Below are 14,601 nucleotides of genomic sequence, written 5' to 3'. Positions count from 1 at the left end.
CGCCGTAGGGACGCCATCCAGCACGCTCACCCCTGGGTCTCGAGCGGCAGGTCGGGCACCGGTTCCGTCGAGGGCGGGACGCCCATGTCGCGCAGCGCGAAGCCCATGACCTCGCTGAAGGTGGGCGCGGCGACGGTCCCGCCGTAGGACGGTCCGGAGCCGCGGTAGACGACGACGCCGACCGCGACCTTGGGGTCCTCCGCCGGCGCGACGCCCACATAGGAGCCGAGGCGCCCGCTGAGCCCGCCGGCGGCGTCGGGGATCTCCGCGGTGCCGGTCTTGGCGGCGACCCGGTAGCCGGGGACGGCGCCCTGGGGGCCGGTGCCGCCCTCCTGAACCACCGTCTCCATCATCTGCAGGAGCGTGTCGGCGGCGTCCTCGTCGAGCACCTGCTTCCCGCTCTGCGGCTCCGTGGGTGTGTAGGCGCCCTCGCCGTCGGTCGTGCCGTCGATGATGCGCGGGTCGATGCGCACGCCCTGGTTGCCGATGGTGGCCACCATGTTGGTGTTCTGCAGCAGGCTCACGGACAGGCCCTGGCCGAACATCGTCGCGTAACGGGTGCGGCCGTCCCAGTCCTTGTAGGGGTGCACGACGCCGGGGGTCTCGCCGGGCAGCCGGATGCCGGTGCGCTCTCCGAACCCGAACTCTCGCAGCAGGTGATAGCGGTCGGAGTCCTCGACCATGTCCCCGATCTGGACCGTGGCGGTGTTGGACGACATCTGCAGCGCGCCGGCGACGGTGAGGTCGAGCGTCTCGTGCGGGCTGTTGTCGTGGAAGACCTGCCCGTTGGGCATCTCGATGGTGTCCGGAGCCGTGATGGGCGTGGCCGGCTCGACGACCCCCTGCTCCAGCGCGATCGCGAAGGTCGGGAGCTTGCCCGTCGAGCCCGGCTCGTACGGGCTGGACACGGCGCGGGAGCCGCGGTCCTCGGGGGCCCAGGCCTGGTAGTTGCCGGGGTCTACCGAGTTCGAGTCGGCGAGGGCCAGCACGCGACCGGTGTCGATCTCCTGGACGACGACGGCACCCCACGGCGCGCTGAACTGCTCGACCGCGGCGTCGATGCTCTCCTGGGCGACGTACTGCAGGTCGCGGTCGATCGAGGTGTGCACGGTGTGCCCCGGCCGGGCCGGCACCTCCTCGCGATGACCGGTGGGGATCACCTCGCCGGTGCCGCCGATCTCGACGGTGATCGACCCGTCCTCGCCGGTGAGGACCTCGTCCATGCTCAGCTCGAGCCCGCCGAGACCATGCCGGTCCCGGCCGACGTATCCGACGATGTTTCCGGCCGTCGTGCCGTTCGGGTAGATCCGCTCGGTGGTCCGCTCCGGTTCGACGCCCGGGATGCCGAGCTCGTTGATCTCGCGCCACTCCTCGGGGGTGAGGCCGGTGGCGATGTAGACGAAGGTGGAGTCCCCCACCATCTTGGCGCCGAGCTCGGCCTTGTCCCGGCCGAGCAGCGGGGCCAGCACCTCCGCCGCCGCGGCGGCACCGGTGGCGAGGACCTGCCCGGTGTCCGGGTCGGTGCGCTCGTAGGTCCGCACGAGCTGCTGGTTGACGCCCACGTTGTACCGCTCGACGGACGTGGCCAGGATCTCGCCGTCGGCGTCCACGATGTCGCCGCGGGGCGCATCGACGGTCACGGTGCGGGTGCGGTCCTCCCGCGCCTCTCGCGCCAGGGTCGCTCCCTGGACCGCCTGCACCCACACGAGGCGCCCGCCGAAGACGAAGAGCATGGTCAGCACGAGGATCAGGACGATGCGGCGGCGGACCTGGTGGGCGAGGGCGCCGGCGACGCTCATCCCTGGCCCTCCGCGGGCGGTTCGCCGAGGATGGTGCCTTCCTCGATGTGGACGAACCGCACGTCCTCGGCCGGCACCATGCCGAGTCGCTTCGCCTCCCGCTCGAGGACGGCAGGGGCACCGGCATGCTCGACGCGGGCCACGAGCGAGGCCTGCTTCTCGTCGAGCAGGTTGAGGGCGATCTGCTGGTCGTGGATGCGGTAGGACGTCGCCGCCATCTGGGTGTTGAGGAGCAGGACGGCCAGCAGCGCGCCGCCGAGGATCGAGGCGCACAGCGCGAGGAACGGCACCACGCTTCGCGCCGGCGTCGGGCTCGCCACCACCTCCAGGCGGGGGCGCCACGACGGGCGTGGTGCCCCGGGTGCTGCACGGGCGGTTGCTGCGCTGCTCATGCGGCATTCCTCCTGCGGTGGGTCGACAGGTGGTCGGGAGTGGGGCGGACGCGACGCGCGGCGCGCAGGCGGACCGAGACGGCGCGCGGGTTGCGGGCCCGTTCCTCGTCGTCGGCCACCTCGGCGCCACGGGTGAGGAGCTCGAGGTACGGACGGTGGCTCTCCGGCTCGACCGGGAGGCCCTGCGGAGCGGAGCTCTGGGCGCCGCGGGCGAGCACGTTCTTCACGGCTCGGTCCTCGAGCGAGTGGTAGGCCTCGACGACGATCCGGCCGTCGACGGCGAGGGCCTCCACGGCCTTGGGCAGGGCGCTCTCGACGAGGTCCAGCTCGCCGTTGACCGCGATCCGGAGGGCCTGGAAGGTCCGCTTGGCCGGGTTGCCACCCGTGCGGCGCGCGGCCTGCGGGATCGAGTCGCGGATGATGTCGACGAGCTCGGACGTGCGGCGCAGGGGTGCCGTGGCCCGCCGGCGCACGACGGCCTTCGCGATGCGACCGGCGAAGCGTTCCTCGCCGTACACGCGCAGGATGCGGCGCAGCTCCGCCTCGTCCGCCGTCTCGAGGAGCTCCGCGGCGGTGGCCCCGGAGGTCTGGTCCATGCGCATGTCCAGCGGCGCGTCCTGGGCGTACGCGAATCCGCGAGTGACGTCGTCGAGCTGCAACGAGGAGACCCCGAGATCCATCAGGACGCCCTGGACCTTGCCGCCGCCGCCGTGCTCCCGGGCTACCTCGTCGATGTGGTCGTAGGTGGTTCGTACGGCCGTGAAGCGCTCGGAGAAGGCCGAGAGCCGGTCGCCCGCCATGGCGAGGGCCTGGGGGTCGCGATCGATGCCCACCACTCGCAGCTGCGGGAACCGGCGCAGCGCGGCCTCGCTGTGTCCACCCATGCCGAGCGTGGCGTCGATGAGTACGGCGCCGGCGCCGTCGACGGCCGGGGCGAGCAGGTCGAGGCAACGCTCGACGAGCACGGGGACGTGCACCGCGTCCTCGTCCGCCTCGTTCATCTGTGCTCCTGGTCCGGCTGTCTCGGCGTGCTGGTAGGTGGTCGGGTGGCCCTCCACCGCCCGACCAGGACTCCCTCCGCCTGTCCTCTGGCACCGGGGAAGTGCGCCAGAGTCGCGGTGGGAGACCTCGTCGTACGGGGGTCGGGATGCGGGAGCGGGGTGCGGGAGCGGCGTCAGAAGAGTCCGGGGACCACCTCTTCCGCCGTCTCCGCGAAGGCCTGCTCCTGCTCGGCCAGGTAGGACTCCCAGGCACCGGCGTCCCAGATCTCGATGCGTGTGCCGGCTCCGATGACCGCGAGCTCGCGCTCGAGGCCGGCGTACTGCCGCAGCTGCAGGGGGATCGTGATGCGGCCCTGCTTGTCGGGCAGGTCGTCCGCGGCACCGGAGAGAAAGACGCGGAGGTAGTCGCGGGCCTGCTTGCTCGTGACGGGGGCCTGGCGCAGCCGGGCGTGCATCTCCTCGAACTCCCGCATGGGGAAGGCGTAGAGGCAACGCTCCTGGCCGCGGGTGAGGACGATCCCGGCCGCCAGCTGCTCACGAAACTTGGCAGGGAGGATCAGCCGGCCCTTGTCGTCCAGCCGGGGTGCGTGGGTTCCCAGGAACACGGCGCCACCTCCCCTCATGTGCACACGGCTCCGACGCGCCCCACATTACTCCACATCTCTCCCCTGCGCACGGGTCGAGCCGAAATCGTGCGCCAGATACCGGCGAAGGCGCAGGTCAGGGCCGCTGGAGCACGGTGGAGGGATTTTGGCGGACGGCGGCGTGGCGGGGCGGGTGGCGTCGCCGGCACGGACCGCTGTCGACGGGTCTGCCGCTGTTCCGGCTGAGCAAGAGCCGCGGAATCCTGCGGATGCTCGTGGCCGCCCCGGCCGGTGTGGCGGACACCCGCTCTGCGCGCGTCGGTCGAGGGACCTCACGTGGAGCGAAGTGGGGAGACGCTCCCCCGGTCCGAAGGGAGGAGCGACGTGGGGAGCGAGCTGGGAGACCGCAGGCAGCACGAAGCCCGTGACCGCTCAGCGGCCACGGGCTCCGTGTGGTGGTTCGATCAGACGGTCAGCGCCCGCGTTCCTCGTTGCGCCGCTGCCACTTGTCCTCCTGGCGCTGCATGAAGCCGCCGGAGGAGGGGGACGCGCCGCCGCCCGGACGGCGGACGCCGTCAGGACGAGCCTTGCGCGGCCCGGTGATGGCGAGCATGACGCCGCCCAGCATCGCGAGGAACCCGAGCACCCCCAGCCAGACGAACTCGGTGGCCACCCCACCGACCAGGGCGCCGAGGCCCACGAGGAACAGCAGAACCCCGATGCTCAGCCGCCGGACGGAAGGACGAGGCTTGTCGGCCAACGTGTTCGCGAGCTTTGGGTCGTCTGAGCTCAGCTGCTGCTCCATCTGCTGGAGCATGCGCTGCTCGTACTCGGAGAGAGGCATCGGACCTCCAGTCTCGCGCCAGGTCCGCCGATCGTCGGCGGTGTAAGGATCAGGATATGTCCCCCGCCCGAGTCGCGGTAGTCGAGCGACGATCTCGATCGAGCAGCGAAGCCGGTTGTAGCACTGTCGGACCAAATCTAGCGCGTACTCCGTCCATCGCTCGCTCTGCGAGCGCCTGGTGCGGGTCCTCGTCCAGAGCCATCTGGACGCCCTCGCCGCCGCCGATGAGACGTTCCGCACGAAGGCCGAGGAGCCTGATGCCCGCGGCGGGGATCGCCACGCCGGCGAGGAGGTCGCGCGAGGCGGTGTAGACCTCGTGGGCGAGGTCGGTCGGTGCGGCGAGGGTGTGCGACCGGGACAGGGTCGTGAAGTCGGCGTGGCGGACCTTGATCGCCACGCGTGCGGTGAGCACCTGGCCGGCACGTAGACGCGCGGCGCACTCGTGCGCCTGGCGGAGCAGGATCCGTTCGAGGGTGCCCCGGTCGGTGATGTCCTGCGCGAAGGTCGACTCGGTTCCCACCGACTTCTCGGCCCGGCGGGTCTGGACCTGGCGCGGGTCCTGGCCCCACGCGAGCTCGTGCAGCCGCTGACCGGCGGCGGTGCCGAGCATGCGGTGCAGGGTCGCCAGCGGCGTCGCGGCGAGCTCGGCGACGGTGTCGATGCCGCGGCGCTCGAGCACCTCGCGCGACTTCTCCCCCACGCCCCACAGCGCACCCACCGGGAGGGAGTGCAGGAACGCGACCGTGGCATCCAGCGGCACGAGGAGCATGCCGTCCGGCTTCGCGTGCGTGGAGGCGAGCTTCGCGACGTGCTTGCTGCCGGCCACCCCGACAGAGGCGGGCACACCGGTGCGGGCCTGGACCTCGCGCCGGATCCAGCGGCCGATCTCTGTCGGGCTGCCCATGCGCCGCACCGCGCCGGCCACGTCGAGGAACGCCTCGTCGATGCTCACCTGCTCGAGCTCGGGCGTGACCTCGCTCAGGATCGCCATGACCTCGCGCGAGACCTCCGTGTAGCGCTCGTGGCGGCCGCGCAGGACGACGGCCTGCGGGCACAGCGCACGTGCTCGACCGGCCGGCATGGCGCTGTGGACCCCGTAGGCGCGGGCTTCGTAGCTGGCGGCCGCGACGACGCCACGCAGCTCACCACCGACGATCACCGGCCGGCCGCGCAGCTCCGGGTGGTCGAGGAGCTCGACCGACACGAAGAAGGCATCCATGTCGACGTGCAGGATGGTGCAACCCGTGTCGTCCTGGCCCCAGGAGCGGCGGGCAGCCGCACTTCGTGGGGACCTGCTCATGCCTGCTCCCCTCCTGCCGGTCGTTGCGCTGACGGCCGCCGGACCCCGGCTGGTCGAGCTGTGGCCAGGCTAACGTGGACCGGTGAGCCGTCGCCGTCGACCGTCCCAGGACGCACCCACATCCGACCTGCCGACCGAGCCCGTCCCGACGTCGCTCGGCATGGCAGAGCTCGTACGCGAGCCGGGCGCGCCGCACCGGGTGACACTCTTCCTCGACGGCTTCGAGAGCTCCCACGTCGACCTGGCGGACCCGACGCAGCTCGAGTTCGAGTACATGCAGCAGATGTGCGTCCTGTTGGACGCCACCCGTCCGGCCGGCCCGGTCCGTGCCCTGCACCTGGGTGGGGCGGCGTGCGCGCTGGCCAGAGCCGTGGAGGCCGAGCGGCCGGGTTCGTCCCAGCTGGCGGTCGAGATCGACGAGGCGCTGGCGGCCCTGGTGCGGAGATGGTTCAAGCTCCCCCGCTCGCCGCGCCTGCGCATCCGGACCGGGGATGCGAGGGAGGTCACCGAGGCTCTACGGCCGCAGTCGTGGGAGGTCGCGGTGCGGGACGTCTTCGCGGATGCGCGGGTCCCCCGGCACGTCCGCACGCTGGAGGCGACTGCCGCGGTGCACCGCGCCCTCGTCCCGGGCGGGCTCTACCTGGTGAACCTCACCGACCGACCGCCGCTGCACCAGACACGTGTGGAGGTCGCCACGCTGCAGCAGACCTTTGCACACGTGATCCTCGTGACCGACCCGGCCATCCTGCGCGGCCGGCGCTACGGCAACGTCGTGCTGGCGGCCTCCGACCAACCCTTCCCGCTGACAGAGGTCGAACGCGGTCTGCGGCGGCTGCCGCTGCCCGTCCGGCTCCTGGCCGGGCCCGAGCTGGACCGCTTCCGCGGGACGAACGTCCCGGTCCGCGACGTCGTCCCGGCCTCTGGTGAGAGCACCTGAGCGGGGCTCTGAGACGCCCGGGGTAGACGAAAGGCCCGCACCCCCGAAGGGGTGCGGGCCTCTCTACGGCCGTCAGTCAATCACGACCTGAGGTCTCAGAGCGGGCGAACGTTCTCCGCCTGCGGGCCCTTGGGGCCCTGGGTGATCTCGAACTCGACGCGCTGGGCGTCCTCGAGCGAACGGTAGCCGTCCGCCTGGATCGCGCTGTAGTGCACGAACACGTCGGGGGCGTTGCCACCGTCCTGCTCGATGAAGCCGTAGCCCTTTTCAGAGTTGAACCACTTAACGGTTCCCTGTGCCATTGTGCTGTGTCCTTCCGGGACGTCGGTCGGACAGACCGAATGCCTGTCCTATCTCGCCGCACTACCTCGTCCCACTTCCTTGCCCGGGCACCGGCCACCGAGGTGGTCGGCATCCGTGGGGCCGACGAAGCCCCGTACAGCACGTCAGGGAAACGCAGATGCAACACCCTTAGCATGGCAGACATCTCCCGAAAGTTGCTAGAGAGTTCGCTCACTGCGGAGCGTCGCGCCTGCGAGACCGCCGCCGCGCAAGCGCCTGACGCACCGGTGGGACGACCACACCGGTCCGTTCGGCCATCCGACGGCGGGCCGCGCGGCGGAACACCAGCACCCCGGTCAGCCCCATCACCCACAGCAGAACCTGCGACGACAGCGCCAACCGATAGTCGGCCAGCGTGTGCGGCCCCCCGACGAGGTCGAGGATCGCTCCCACGAGGAAAATCGAGATCAGCGAGGCACTGAAGCCGCCGACGTTGACCAGCCCGGTGGCGGTGCCGAAGCGTGCCGGCGGCACGAAGGTGCGCGCGAAGTCGAAGCCGATCCCGGCCGCGGACATCATTGCGCCGAGGGTGACGGCGAGGAGGGCGAGCTGCCAGAGCGGCCGGGGCGTGGCCGGCAGGAGAACGCTCGCCCAGGCGACCAGGCACGCCGCCACGGAACCGAGAACCAGCCACGAGCGCCGCAACGGGTGACGTCCGGTCAGCACGCCGGTGACCGGGCCTGTGACGACGCCGGTGAGGGCCGTGAGACTCAGCAGCAGGCTCGCCGCCTCCGCGCTGACGCCCTGCCCGGCGGTCAGGAACGGCACGCCCCACAAAAGCAGGAAGGTGTTGGCCGGGAACAGGCAGACGAAGTGGGTGGACAGACCGAGCCACGCGCCCGGCTCGTGGAGCACCGCACGCAGGGGCACGTCCCGCTGCTGGTTCCGCGCCGGTGCGGGGGCGTCCCTGGGGCGGTTGCGCACCAGCAGCAGCGTCGTGACGATCGTCACGACGCCGAGGCACGACAGCGCGGCGAACGCCGTCGTCCATCCCCGTGCGACGACGAGGCCGAGGAACGGGACGGCGGAGATGATCTGCCCGGCCTGTCCGACCAGGCTGGTGACCTGCGTCAGGACCGGGACGCGTCCAGCGGGGAACCAGGCGGGCAGCAGCCGGATCACCGGTACGAACGTGGCGGCGTCCCCGAGTCCGACGAGGACCCGTGCCGCCAGAGCGGCCGGGAAGGTCTCGGCGAACGCGAGCAGGAGGTGCGCGAGGGCGAGCACGACGCCGCCGCCGAGCAGCATGGTCCGGCTGCCGACCCGGTCCAGCAGGGCACCGACCGGCACCTGGGCGCCGGCGTACACCGCCAGCTGGAGGACCGAGAACAGCGACAGGGCCGTGGCGGAGACGTCGAACCGCTCCGCCGCTTGCAGGCCGACCACGCCGAAGGAGGTGCGACCGGCGACGGCGGCCACGTAGGCCGCGAGCGCCGCTCCCCAGACGGTCAGGGCCGCCCGGCGCGGGGCGGGGGCCTTGAACGGGGACACGGCGCGCAGTGTCTCAGGTCAGCGGCGCGGTCGACGTCCCGGACGCTCAGCCCTCCTGCGGCGGGGGGTCCTCCTCGTCCAGCCCGGCGAGGAACTGCTCGAGCTCGGCACCGATCTCGTCGGCGCTGGGCAGCGCCGGCTCCGCGAGGAGGGTGGTGTGGTTCGGCTGGGCAGCGGCCTCCATGAAGGCGTCGTACTGCTTCTCCAGCGCGTGGACCACTGCCCCGACCTCCTCCGAGGCGGAGACCTGCTCGTCGATCTCGCGCGCGGTCGCGGCCGCGGCCGACTCGAGCTCCTCGGTGGGCAGGCTCAGGCCGGTGCTCGCGGCGATCTGCCGCACGAGCGCCGCGGCGGCCTGCGGGTACTCGGACTGTGCCAGGTAGTGGGGCACGTTCGCGGCGAAACCGAGCGCGTCGTGACCGGCGCGGCCGAGCCGCAGCTCGAGGAGGCCCGCGACGTTCCCGGGCACCTGCAGCCGGCCCATGACGTGACGCTGGGGGTCGATGAGCTCGTCGCGGGTCGCGTGCGCGGTGACGCTGATCGGCCGGGTGTGCGGCACGGCCATCGGGATCCCGTGGACACCGATGGTGCGCTGGACGCCGAGCTGCTCGATCAGTCCGATCACGGCGGTGGTGAAACGGTCCCACTGCAGGTCCGGCTCGGGACCGTGGAGCAGCAGGAGCTCGTCGCCGTCCGCGTCGCGCAGGAGGTCGAGGGCCACCACGGGCTCGTCGTAGTCGGTGTACCGCCAGTCCTCGAAGGTCATGGCCGGTCGCCGCGACCGGTAGTCGATGAGTTCGTCGGCCTCGAAGGTCGCCACGCGCTGCGACGGCATCGAGCCGAGCAGGTGCCGGGCGACCATCTCGCCGGCGTGGCCGGCGTCGAGCGATCCGCGGAGGGCATGCACGAACACCGGCACGGGGTTGCTGTCGTCCAGAGCCCCGTGGCTCACGGTGTACAGGTCCTGAGGGTCACGCACGTGCGCCTCTCCTTCCGTCCGGTCGTCAGTGTCCGGCCGAGATCCGGCCGGGCTGGCTACACAAGTGGGAACACCCTGCCCTGCAGGATCATTCCACCGATGCGCGCACGTGCCGTGGCGGCCCGGGAGACCAGTGCCACACCGCACTCGGCACGATCGAGACGGTGAGGACGCGACGCGACCGGCCCCGGTGACAGATAATGGTTGGCCGTGTGCCGGCAGCACACCATCAGGACTGAGGAGCCCGCGTGCCAGGAGAGGCTTTCACGCCGCAGCAACACGCCTCGCCGGCGGCCACCGTCGAGGCCGCCGTCGCCCAGGAGCAGCAGTACCTGGAGGTGGTCTACACCCGTCTCGACGAGCTTCGGGCCGCGTACCGCGAACGCCTCGTGGAGGTCCGGCGCATCGGCGCCGTCGGCACGCACCAGAACCGCTCGGAGCGGGACGCCTTCGCCGCCCACTACGAGGACACCCTCGCCCGCCTCGAGATGGTGGAGAACCGTCTCGTCTTCGGCCGCATCGACCTGCGCGACGACGACGATCCGCGCTACGTCGGACGCATCGGCATGTCCGACGCCGAGCACAGCCAGCTCCTGGTGGACTGGCGGGCCCCCAGCGCCCAGCCCTTCTACCAGGCCACCGCGGCGCACCCCGCCGGCGTGGTCCGTCGCCGTCACCTCATGACGCGGGGGCGTTCCGTCGTGGGCGTGGAGGACGAGCTGCTCGATGCCGACGAGGTCGACCGGGTCGGTGACAGCCTGACCGGCGAGGGCGCGCTCTTCGCTGCCATGTCGGCCGCCCGCGAGGGCCGCATGGGCGACATCGTCGCGACCATCCAGGCGGAGCAGGATGCCGTCATCCGCTCTCCCCTGGACGGCGTGCTGGTCGTGCAGGGCGGCCCGGGCACGGGCAAGACCGCGGTCGCGCTGCACCGGGCCGCGTACCTGCTCTACGCGCACCGCGAACGTCTCGCGCGCTCCGGCGTGCTGCTGGTGGGTCCGTCCAAGGTGTTCCTGCGCTACATCGAGCAGGTGCTGCCCTCCCTCGGTGAGACCGACGTCGTCGCCACCACCATGGCGGACCTCCTGCCGGGCACGACGGCGACCGCCACCGAGGCGGCCGAGGTCGCAGAGGTCAAGGGCCGGACCGTCATGGCCCAGGTTCTCGGCCGTGCCGTCCGGGGCCTGCAGCGGGTGCCCGACTCCGTCCAGGAGCTGAACGTCGAGGGCGTCACGCTGCACCTGCACCCCGACGACGTGCGCGCCGCGGTGAGCCGCGCACGCCGCACCGGGCTCGCCCACAACCAGGCGCGCGAGACGTTCGCCCTGGCCGTCCTGGACGGCCTGGTCAAGGAGTACACGGTCGCGCGCGGCGGGGAGCGTGACGACGACGAGCGCGGCTGGCTCCGGGAGGACGTGCGCACCGCCCGCGACGTGCGTCGCGCCGTCAACCTCTGCTGGATGCCCACCACGGCGCAAGGACTCCTCGAGCGCCTGTACGCACGCCCCGACCTGCTCGCCCGCCACGCGCGAGGGCTGGCACCGGCGGACCGGGCGCTCCTCGAGCGTGCGAAGGGCTCGCCGTGGACGGTCGCGGACGTCCCCCTCCTCGACGAGCTCGCGGAGCTGCTCGGCCCGCACGAGCAGGCCGAGCAGGCCCGCGCCGCGGCGGAGGACCGGCGCCGCCAGGCCGAGGAGATCCGGTTCGCCGCCGAGGCGATCGAGAACCAGGAGCTCGGTGACGGTCTGGTGACCGCCGAGATGCTCGCCGACCGGTTCTCGGCCGGCGGGCCGCGGCTGACCACGGCGGAGCGCGCCGCGGAGGACCGGTCCTGGACGTACGGCCACGTGGTGGTCGACGAGGCGCAGGAGCTCTCCCCCATGGCTTGGCGCGCGCTGCTGCGCCGCTGCCCCTCCAGGTCCGTGACGGTGGTCGGCGACCTTGCCCAGCGCAGCGGGCACCGGCCGGCGAGCTCCTGGGCGGAGGTCCTCGGCGGGGCAGCGGACGAGCACGTGCGCGAGGCCGTCCTCACGGTCAGCTACCGCACGCCGGCGGCGGTCATGGACACCGCCACCGAGGTGATGACCCTGATGGGCGCCGAGCCCGCCTTCCCGGTCCGCGCGGCCCGCGACCTCCCGGACGCCCTGGTGACGTCCGCGACGTCGGAGGCGGACGTCCTCGGCGAGACGGCCGGCGTCGTCGAGCGCGAGCTCGCCGGGCTGGACGCCGAGGTCGGTCCCGGGTCGGGACGCCTCGCGGTCATCGTGCCGGCCGGGTGGCAGCGGGCGGTGACGGACGCTCTCGAGGCTCGCAGGGTGACGAGCGAGGCGCTGGCCCCCGGGGGCGCGGACCCGCTGGACGCACGCGTCGCCGTCGTCTCCGCCGTCGAGGCGAAGGGCCTGGAGTACGACGTCGTCGTGCTCACCGAGCCCGACGGGATCCTCTCCGGCGGCACCGGAGACCTCTACGTGGCGATGACCCGCCCGACCCGTCGCCTGCACGTCGTGCACGCCGGGCCGCTGCCCGCCGGTTTCGAGGCGCGGTCGTGAGGCCCGCGGTGCGGCGACATGACCGCCTGCTGGACCAACTTGCCGCTCGTGGTGCAGGAGGCTGAGCATGGGGCCCGTGGCACGCGCACTCCTCCTTGAGAATCCGCACCCGGACGCCGATCCCATCCTCTCCCGGGCGGGTTTCGAGGTCGTGCGCCACCCCGGTGCGCTCGGCGAGGACGACCTGATCGAGGCCCTCGCGGGCGTCGACCTCCTCGGCATCCGTTCGGGCACGCAGGTCACCGAGCGGGTCCTCGACGCCCATCCGGGTCTCACCGCGATCGGCGCCTTCTGCATCGGCACGAACCAGATCGACCTGCGGGCGGCCGCCCGTCGCGGCATCGCGGTCTTCAACGCGCCGTTCTCGAACACCCGGTCCGTCGTCGAGCTCGCCGTCGCGGAGATCATCGCGCTGACCCGCCGCCTGACCGTGCGCGACAAGGCGATGCACGCGGGCACCTGGGACAAGACGTCGTCCGGCTCCCACGAGGTGCGCGGACGCACTCTCGGCATCGTCGGCTACGGGAACATCGGTACCCAGCTGTCCGTGGTGGCCGAGGCGCTCGGCCTGCGGGTGGTCTTCTACGACACGGCGGAGAAGCTCGCGCTGGGCAACGCGCACCGGACGGGTTCGCTCGCCGAGCTGCTGGCCGTCTCCGACATCGTCACGCTGCACGTCGACGGGCGGCCCGGCAACGCCGGGATGTTCGACCGGCGCCAGTTCGAGCAGATGAAGCACGGCGCCGCGTTCCTCAACCTCTCCCGCGGATTCCTGGTCGACTACGCCACCCTTCGGGAGAAGATCCTGGACGGGTCCATCTCCGGTGCCGCGGTCGACGTCTTCCCGAACGAGCCGAGGGGCAACGGCGACCCCTTCGAGTCCGAGCTGCGCAACCTGCCCAACGTGATCCTCACCCCACACGTCGGCGGCTCCACCCAGGAGGCACAGGAGAACATCGGTCACTTCGTGGCCGGGAAGATCGCCAAGTACGCGAACGCCGGCTCGACCGACCTCGCGGTGAACCTGCCGCGCCTGAGCCTGCCGGCCTCCGACTCGGCGCGGTACCGCATCGCGTTCGTGCATCGGAACACCCCGGGCGTCCTCGCCCTGGTCAACCAGACGTTCGCCGAGCACGGCGCCAACATCGAGGGCCAGATCCTCGGCACGCTCGGCGAGATCGGCTACGTGGTCACCGACATCAGCTCCGAGCTCCCCCGGGAGGCGGTCGCCGCCGTCAGCGAGATGGAGGACACGCTGCGCCTGCGCGTGCTGGCCCGGCCCGGATCGAGCGACGCCGACGAGGACGAGTAGCCGATGTTCACCCCCGCCGACGACCGCTACGACACGATGACCTACCGCCGGTGCGGACGCAGCGGTCTGGACCTGCCGGCGATCGCCCTCGGCCTCTGGCAGAACTTCGGCGAGACGACGCCTTACGAGCGCCAGCGCGAGATCGTGCTGCGGGCCGTCGACCTCGGCATCACGCACATCGATCTGGCCAACAACTACGGCCCGCCGCCCGGCGCCGCGGAGCGGAACTTCGGCCGCATGCTGGCGGAGGATCTGCGGGATCTGCGCGACGAGCTCGTCGTCTCGACGAAGGCCGGCTATCTCCAGTGGCCGGGACCGTACGGCGACGGTGGGTCGCGCAAGTACCTCCTGGCGTCCCTCGACCAGTCGCTCGACCGCCTCGGCCTGGACTACGTCGACATCTTCTACAGCCACCGCTTCGACCCGACGACGCCGCTGCGCGAGACCCTTGGCGCTCTCAAGACCGCGGTCGACTCCCGGCGCGCGCTCTACGCCGGCATCTCCTCGTACTCCGCCGAACGGACCCAGGAGGCGCTGGCGGTCGCGCAGGAGATCGGGCTGGAAGTCCTCGTCCACCAGCCCTCGTACTCGCTGCTGAACCGGTGGGTCGAGGAGGGCGACCCGAACGTGCTGGACGTGCTCGGCGAGTCCGGCACGGGCGCCGTCGTCTTCTCGCCGCTGGCGCAGGGCATGCTCACCGACAAGTACCTCGACGGTGTCCCGCAGGACTCGCGGGCCGCCCAGGGCGGCCCCCTCAAGGAGGAGTTCCTCGCTCCGGAGACGCTCGAGCGGGTGCGCGCCCTCAACCAGATCGCCGCGGGTCGCGGCCAGAGCCTCGCGCAGATGGCGATCGCGTGGGTGCTGCGCGACCCTCGGGTGACGACCGCGCTGGTCGGCGCCTCGAGCGTGCGACAGCTGGAGGACTCGGTCGCGGCGTTGGACAAGCTCGCGTTCACCGACGCGGAGCTCGACGCCATCGAGGAGCACTCGGTGAACGCCGGCATCAACATCTGGGCGCCGCGCTCGTCGGACCTGTAGCGGCCACGAGCTGGCCGTCGGCGGAGACGGCTT

Annotated in this window: 13 protein-coding genes; 4 read left to right on the top strand and 9 right to left on the bottom strand. The window is 72.0% G+C overall.

The features are described 5' to 3' along the window. Positions 1-26: 26 nt before the first annotated feature. The 6 genes from ABD907_RS09975 to dinB all read right to left on the bottom strand — a co-directional run bounded on the left by ABD907_RS09975 (position 27) and on the right by dinB (position 5,920). Positions 27-1,799 carry a peptidoglycan D,D-transpeptidase FtsI family protein gene (locus ABD907_RS09975; RefSeq protein WP_345216097.1) on the bottom strand — a complete coding sequence of 591 codons (1,773 nt, stop codon included), beginning with the start codon at positions 1,797-1,799 and terminating at the stop codon, positions 27-29. Next, positions 1,796-2,191, bottom strand: a complete 396-nt coding sequence (gene ftsL / locus ABD907_RS09970) for a cell division protein FtsL (protein WP_345216096.1) — start codon at positions 2,189-2,191, stop codon at positions 1,796-1,798. Before ftsL ends, ABD907_RS09975 begins: the two co-directional genes overlap by 4 nt. Then, on the bottom strand, positions 2,188-3,192 hold the full coding sequence (gene rsmH, locus ABD907_RS09965; RefSeq protein ID WP_345216095.1) for a 16S rRNA (cytosine(1402)-N(4))-methyltransferase RsmH: 1,005 nt from the start codon (positions 3,190-3,192) through the stop codon (positions 2,188-2,190). Before rsmH ends, ftsL begins: the two co-directional genes overlap by 4 nt. Positions 3,193-3,365: 173 nt before the next feature. Beyond that, positions 3,366-3,797: a division/cell wall cluster transcriptional repressor MraZ gene (mraZ, locus tag ABD907_RS09960; protein ID WP_345216094.1), complete on the bottom strand. Its 432-nt coding sequence runs from the start codon at positions 3,795-3,797 to the stop codon at positions 3,366-3,368. A 451-nt stretch (positions 3,798-4,248) separates the two neighbouring features. Next, positions 4,249-4,620 carry a DUF3040 domain-containing protein gene (locus ABD907_RS09955; RefSeq protein WP_345216093.1) on the bottom strand — a complete coding sequence of 124 codons (372 nt, stop codon included), beginning with the start codon at positions 4,618-4,620 and terminating at the stop codon, positions 4,249-4,251. 49 nt (positions 4,621-4,669) lie between these two features. Next, complete coding sequence (gene dinB, locus ABD907_RS09950) at positions 4,670-5,920, bottom strand: DNA polymerase IV (protein WP_345216092.1); 1,251 nt, start codon at positions 5,918-5,920, stop codon at positions 4,670-4,672. Between the two features lie 82 nt (positions 5,921-6,002). On the opposite strand from dinB, the gene ABD907_RS09945 reads away from it, so the two are divergent. Further along, on the top strand, positions 6,003-6,857 hold the full coding sequence (locus tag ABD907_RS09945; protein ID WP_345216091.1) for a spermidine synthase: 855 nt from the start codon (positions 6,003-6,005) through the stop codon (positions 6,855-6,857). A gap of 95 nt (positions 6,858-6,952) precedes the next feature. Here the strand turns inward: ABD907_RS09945 and ABD907_RS09940 are convergent, their stop codons facing one another. From ABD907_RS09940 to ABD907_RS09930, 3 genes are all read right to left on the bottom strand, one after another. Beyond that, positions 6,953-7,159 carry a cold-shock protein gene (locus ABD907_RS09940; RefSeq protein ID WP_345216090.1) on the bottom strand — a complete coding sequence of 69 codons (207 nt, stop codon included), beginning with the start codon at positions 7,157-7,159 and terminating at the stop codon, positions 6,953-6,955. Positions 7,160-7,370: 211 nt separating this feature from the next. Next, a complete protein-coding gene (locus tag ABD907_RS09935) occupies positions 7,371-8,690 on the bottom strand; it encodes an MFS transporter (RefSeq protein ID WP_345216089.1) in 1,320 nt (439 codons plus the stop codon). Between the two features lie 46 nt (positions 8,691-8,736). Beyond that, positions 8,737-9,669 (bottom strand): proteasome assembly chaperone family protein, encoded by a 933-nt coding sequence (locus ABD907_RS09930; RefSeq protein ID WP_345216088.1) that lies wholly within the window; start codon positions 9,667-9,669, stop codon positions 8,737-8,739. A 248-nt stretch (positions 9,670-9,917) separates the two neighbouring features. On the opposite strand from ABD907_RS09930, the gene ABD907_RS09925 reads away from it, so the two are divergent. The 3 genes from ABD907_RS09925 (at position 9,918) to mgrA (ending at position 14,568) form a co-directional block, all read left to right on the top strand. Further along, complete coding sequence (locus tag ABD907_RS09925; RefSeq protein ID WP_345216087.1) at positions 9,918-12,218, top strand: HelD family protein; 2,301 nt, start codon at positions 9,918-9,920, stop codon at positions 12,216-12,218. 76 nt (positions 12,219-12,294) lie between these two features. Further along, positions 12,295-13,530, top strand: coding sequence for a phosphoglycerate dehydrogenase (gene serA / locus ABD907_RS09920; RefSeq protein ID WP_345216086.1), 1,236 nt, complete (start codon positions 12,295-12,297; stop codon positions 13,528-13,530). A gap of 3 nt (positions 13,531-13,533) precedes the next feature. Next, positions 13,534-14,568 (top strand): L-glyceraldehyde 3-phosphate reductase, encoded by a 1,035-nt coding sequence (gene mgrA / locus ABD907_RS09915; protein ID WP_345216085.1) that lies wholly within the window; start codon positions 13,534-13,536, stop codon positions 14,566-14,568. Positions 14,569-14,601: the final 33 nt, after the last annotated feature.

The organism is Georgenia halophila (assembly GCF_039541595.1).
This window is presented reverse-complemented; position numbering and strand designations above follow the sequence as displayed.

Excerpts from the sequence above, each read along its gene's own strand:
- mgrA (WP_345216085.1), top strand. The coding sequence starts at position 13,534 with ATGTTCACCCCCGCCGACGACCGCTACGACACGATGACCTACCGCCGG.
- ABD907_RS09975 (WP_345216097.1), bottom strand. The coding sequence starts at position 1,799 with ATGAGCGTCGCCGGCGCCCTCGCCCACCAGGTCCGCCGCCGCATCGTC.
- ABD907_RS09940 (WP_345216090.1), bottom strand. The coding sequence starts at position 7,159 with ATGGCACAGGGAACCGTTAAGTGGTTCAACTCTGAAAAGGGCTACGGC.
- dinB (WP_345216092.1), bottom strand. The coding sequence starts at position 5,920 with ATGAGCAGGTCCCCACGAAGTGCGGCTGCCCGCCGCTCCTGGGGCCAG.
- ABD907_RS09955 (WP_345216093.1), bottom strand. The coding sequence starts at position 4,620 with ATGCCTCTCTCCGAGTACGAGCAGCGCATGCTCCAGCAGATGGAGCAG.
- ftsL (WP_345216096.1), bottom strand. The coding sequence starts at position 2,191 with ATGAGCAGCGCAGCAACCGCCCGTGCAGCACCCGGGGCACCACGCCCG.
- rsmH (WP_345216095.1), bottom strand. The coding sequence starts at position 3,192 with ATGAACGAGGCGGACGAGGACGCGGTGCACGTCCCCGTGCTCGTCGAG.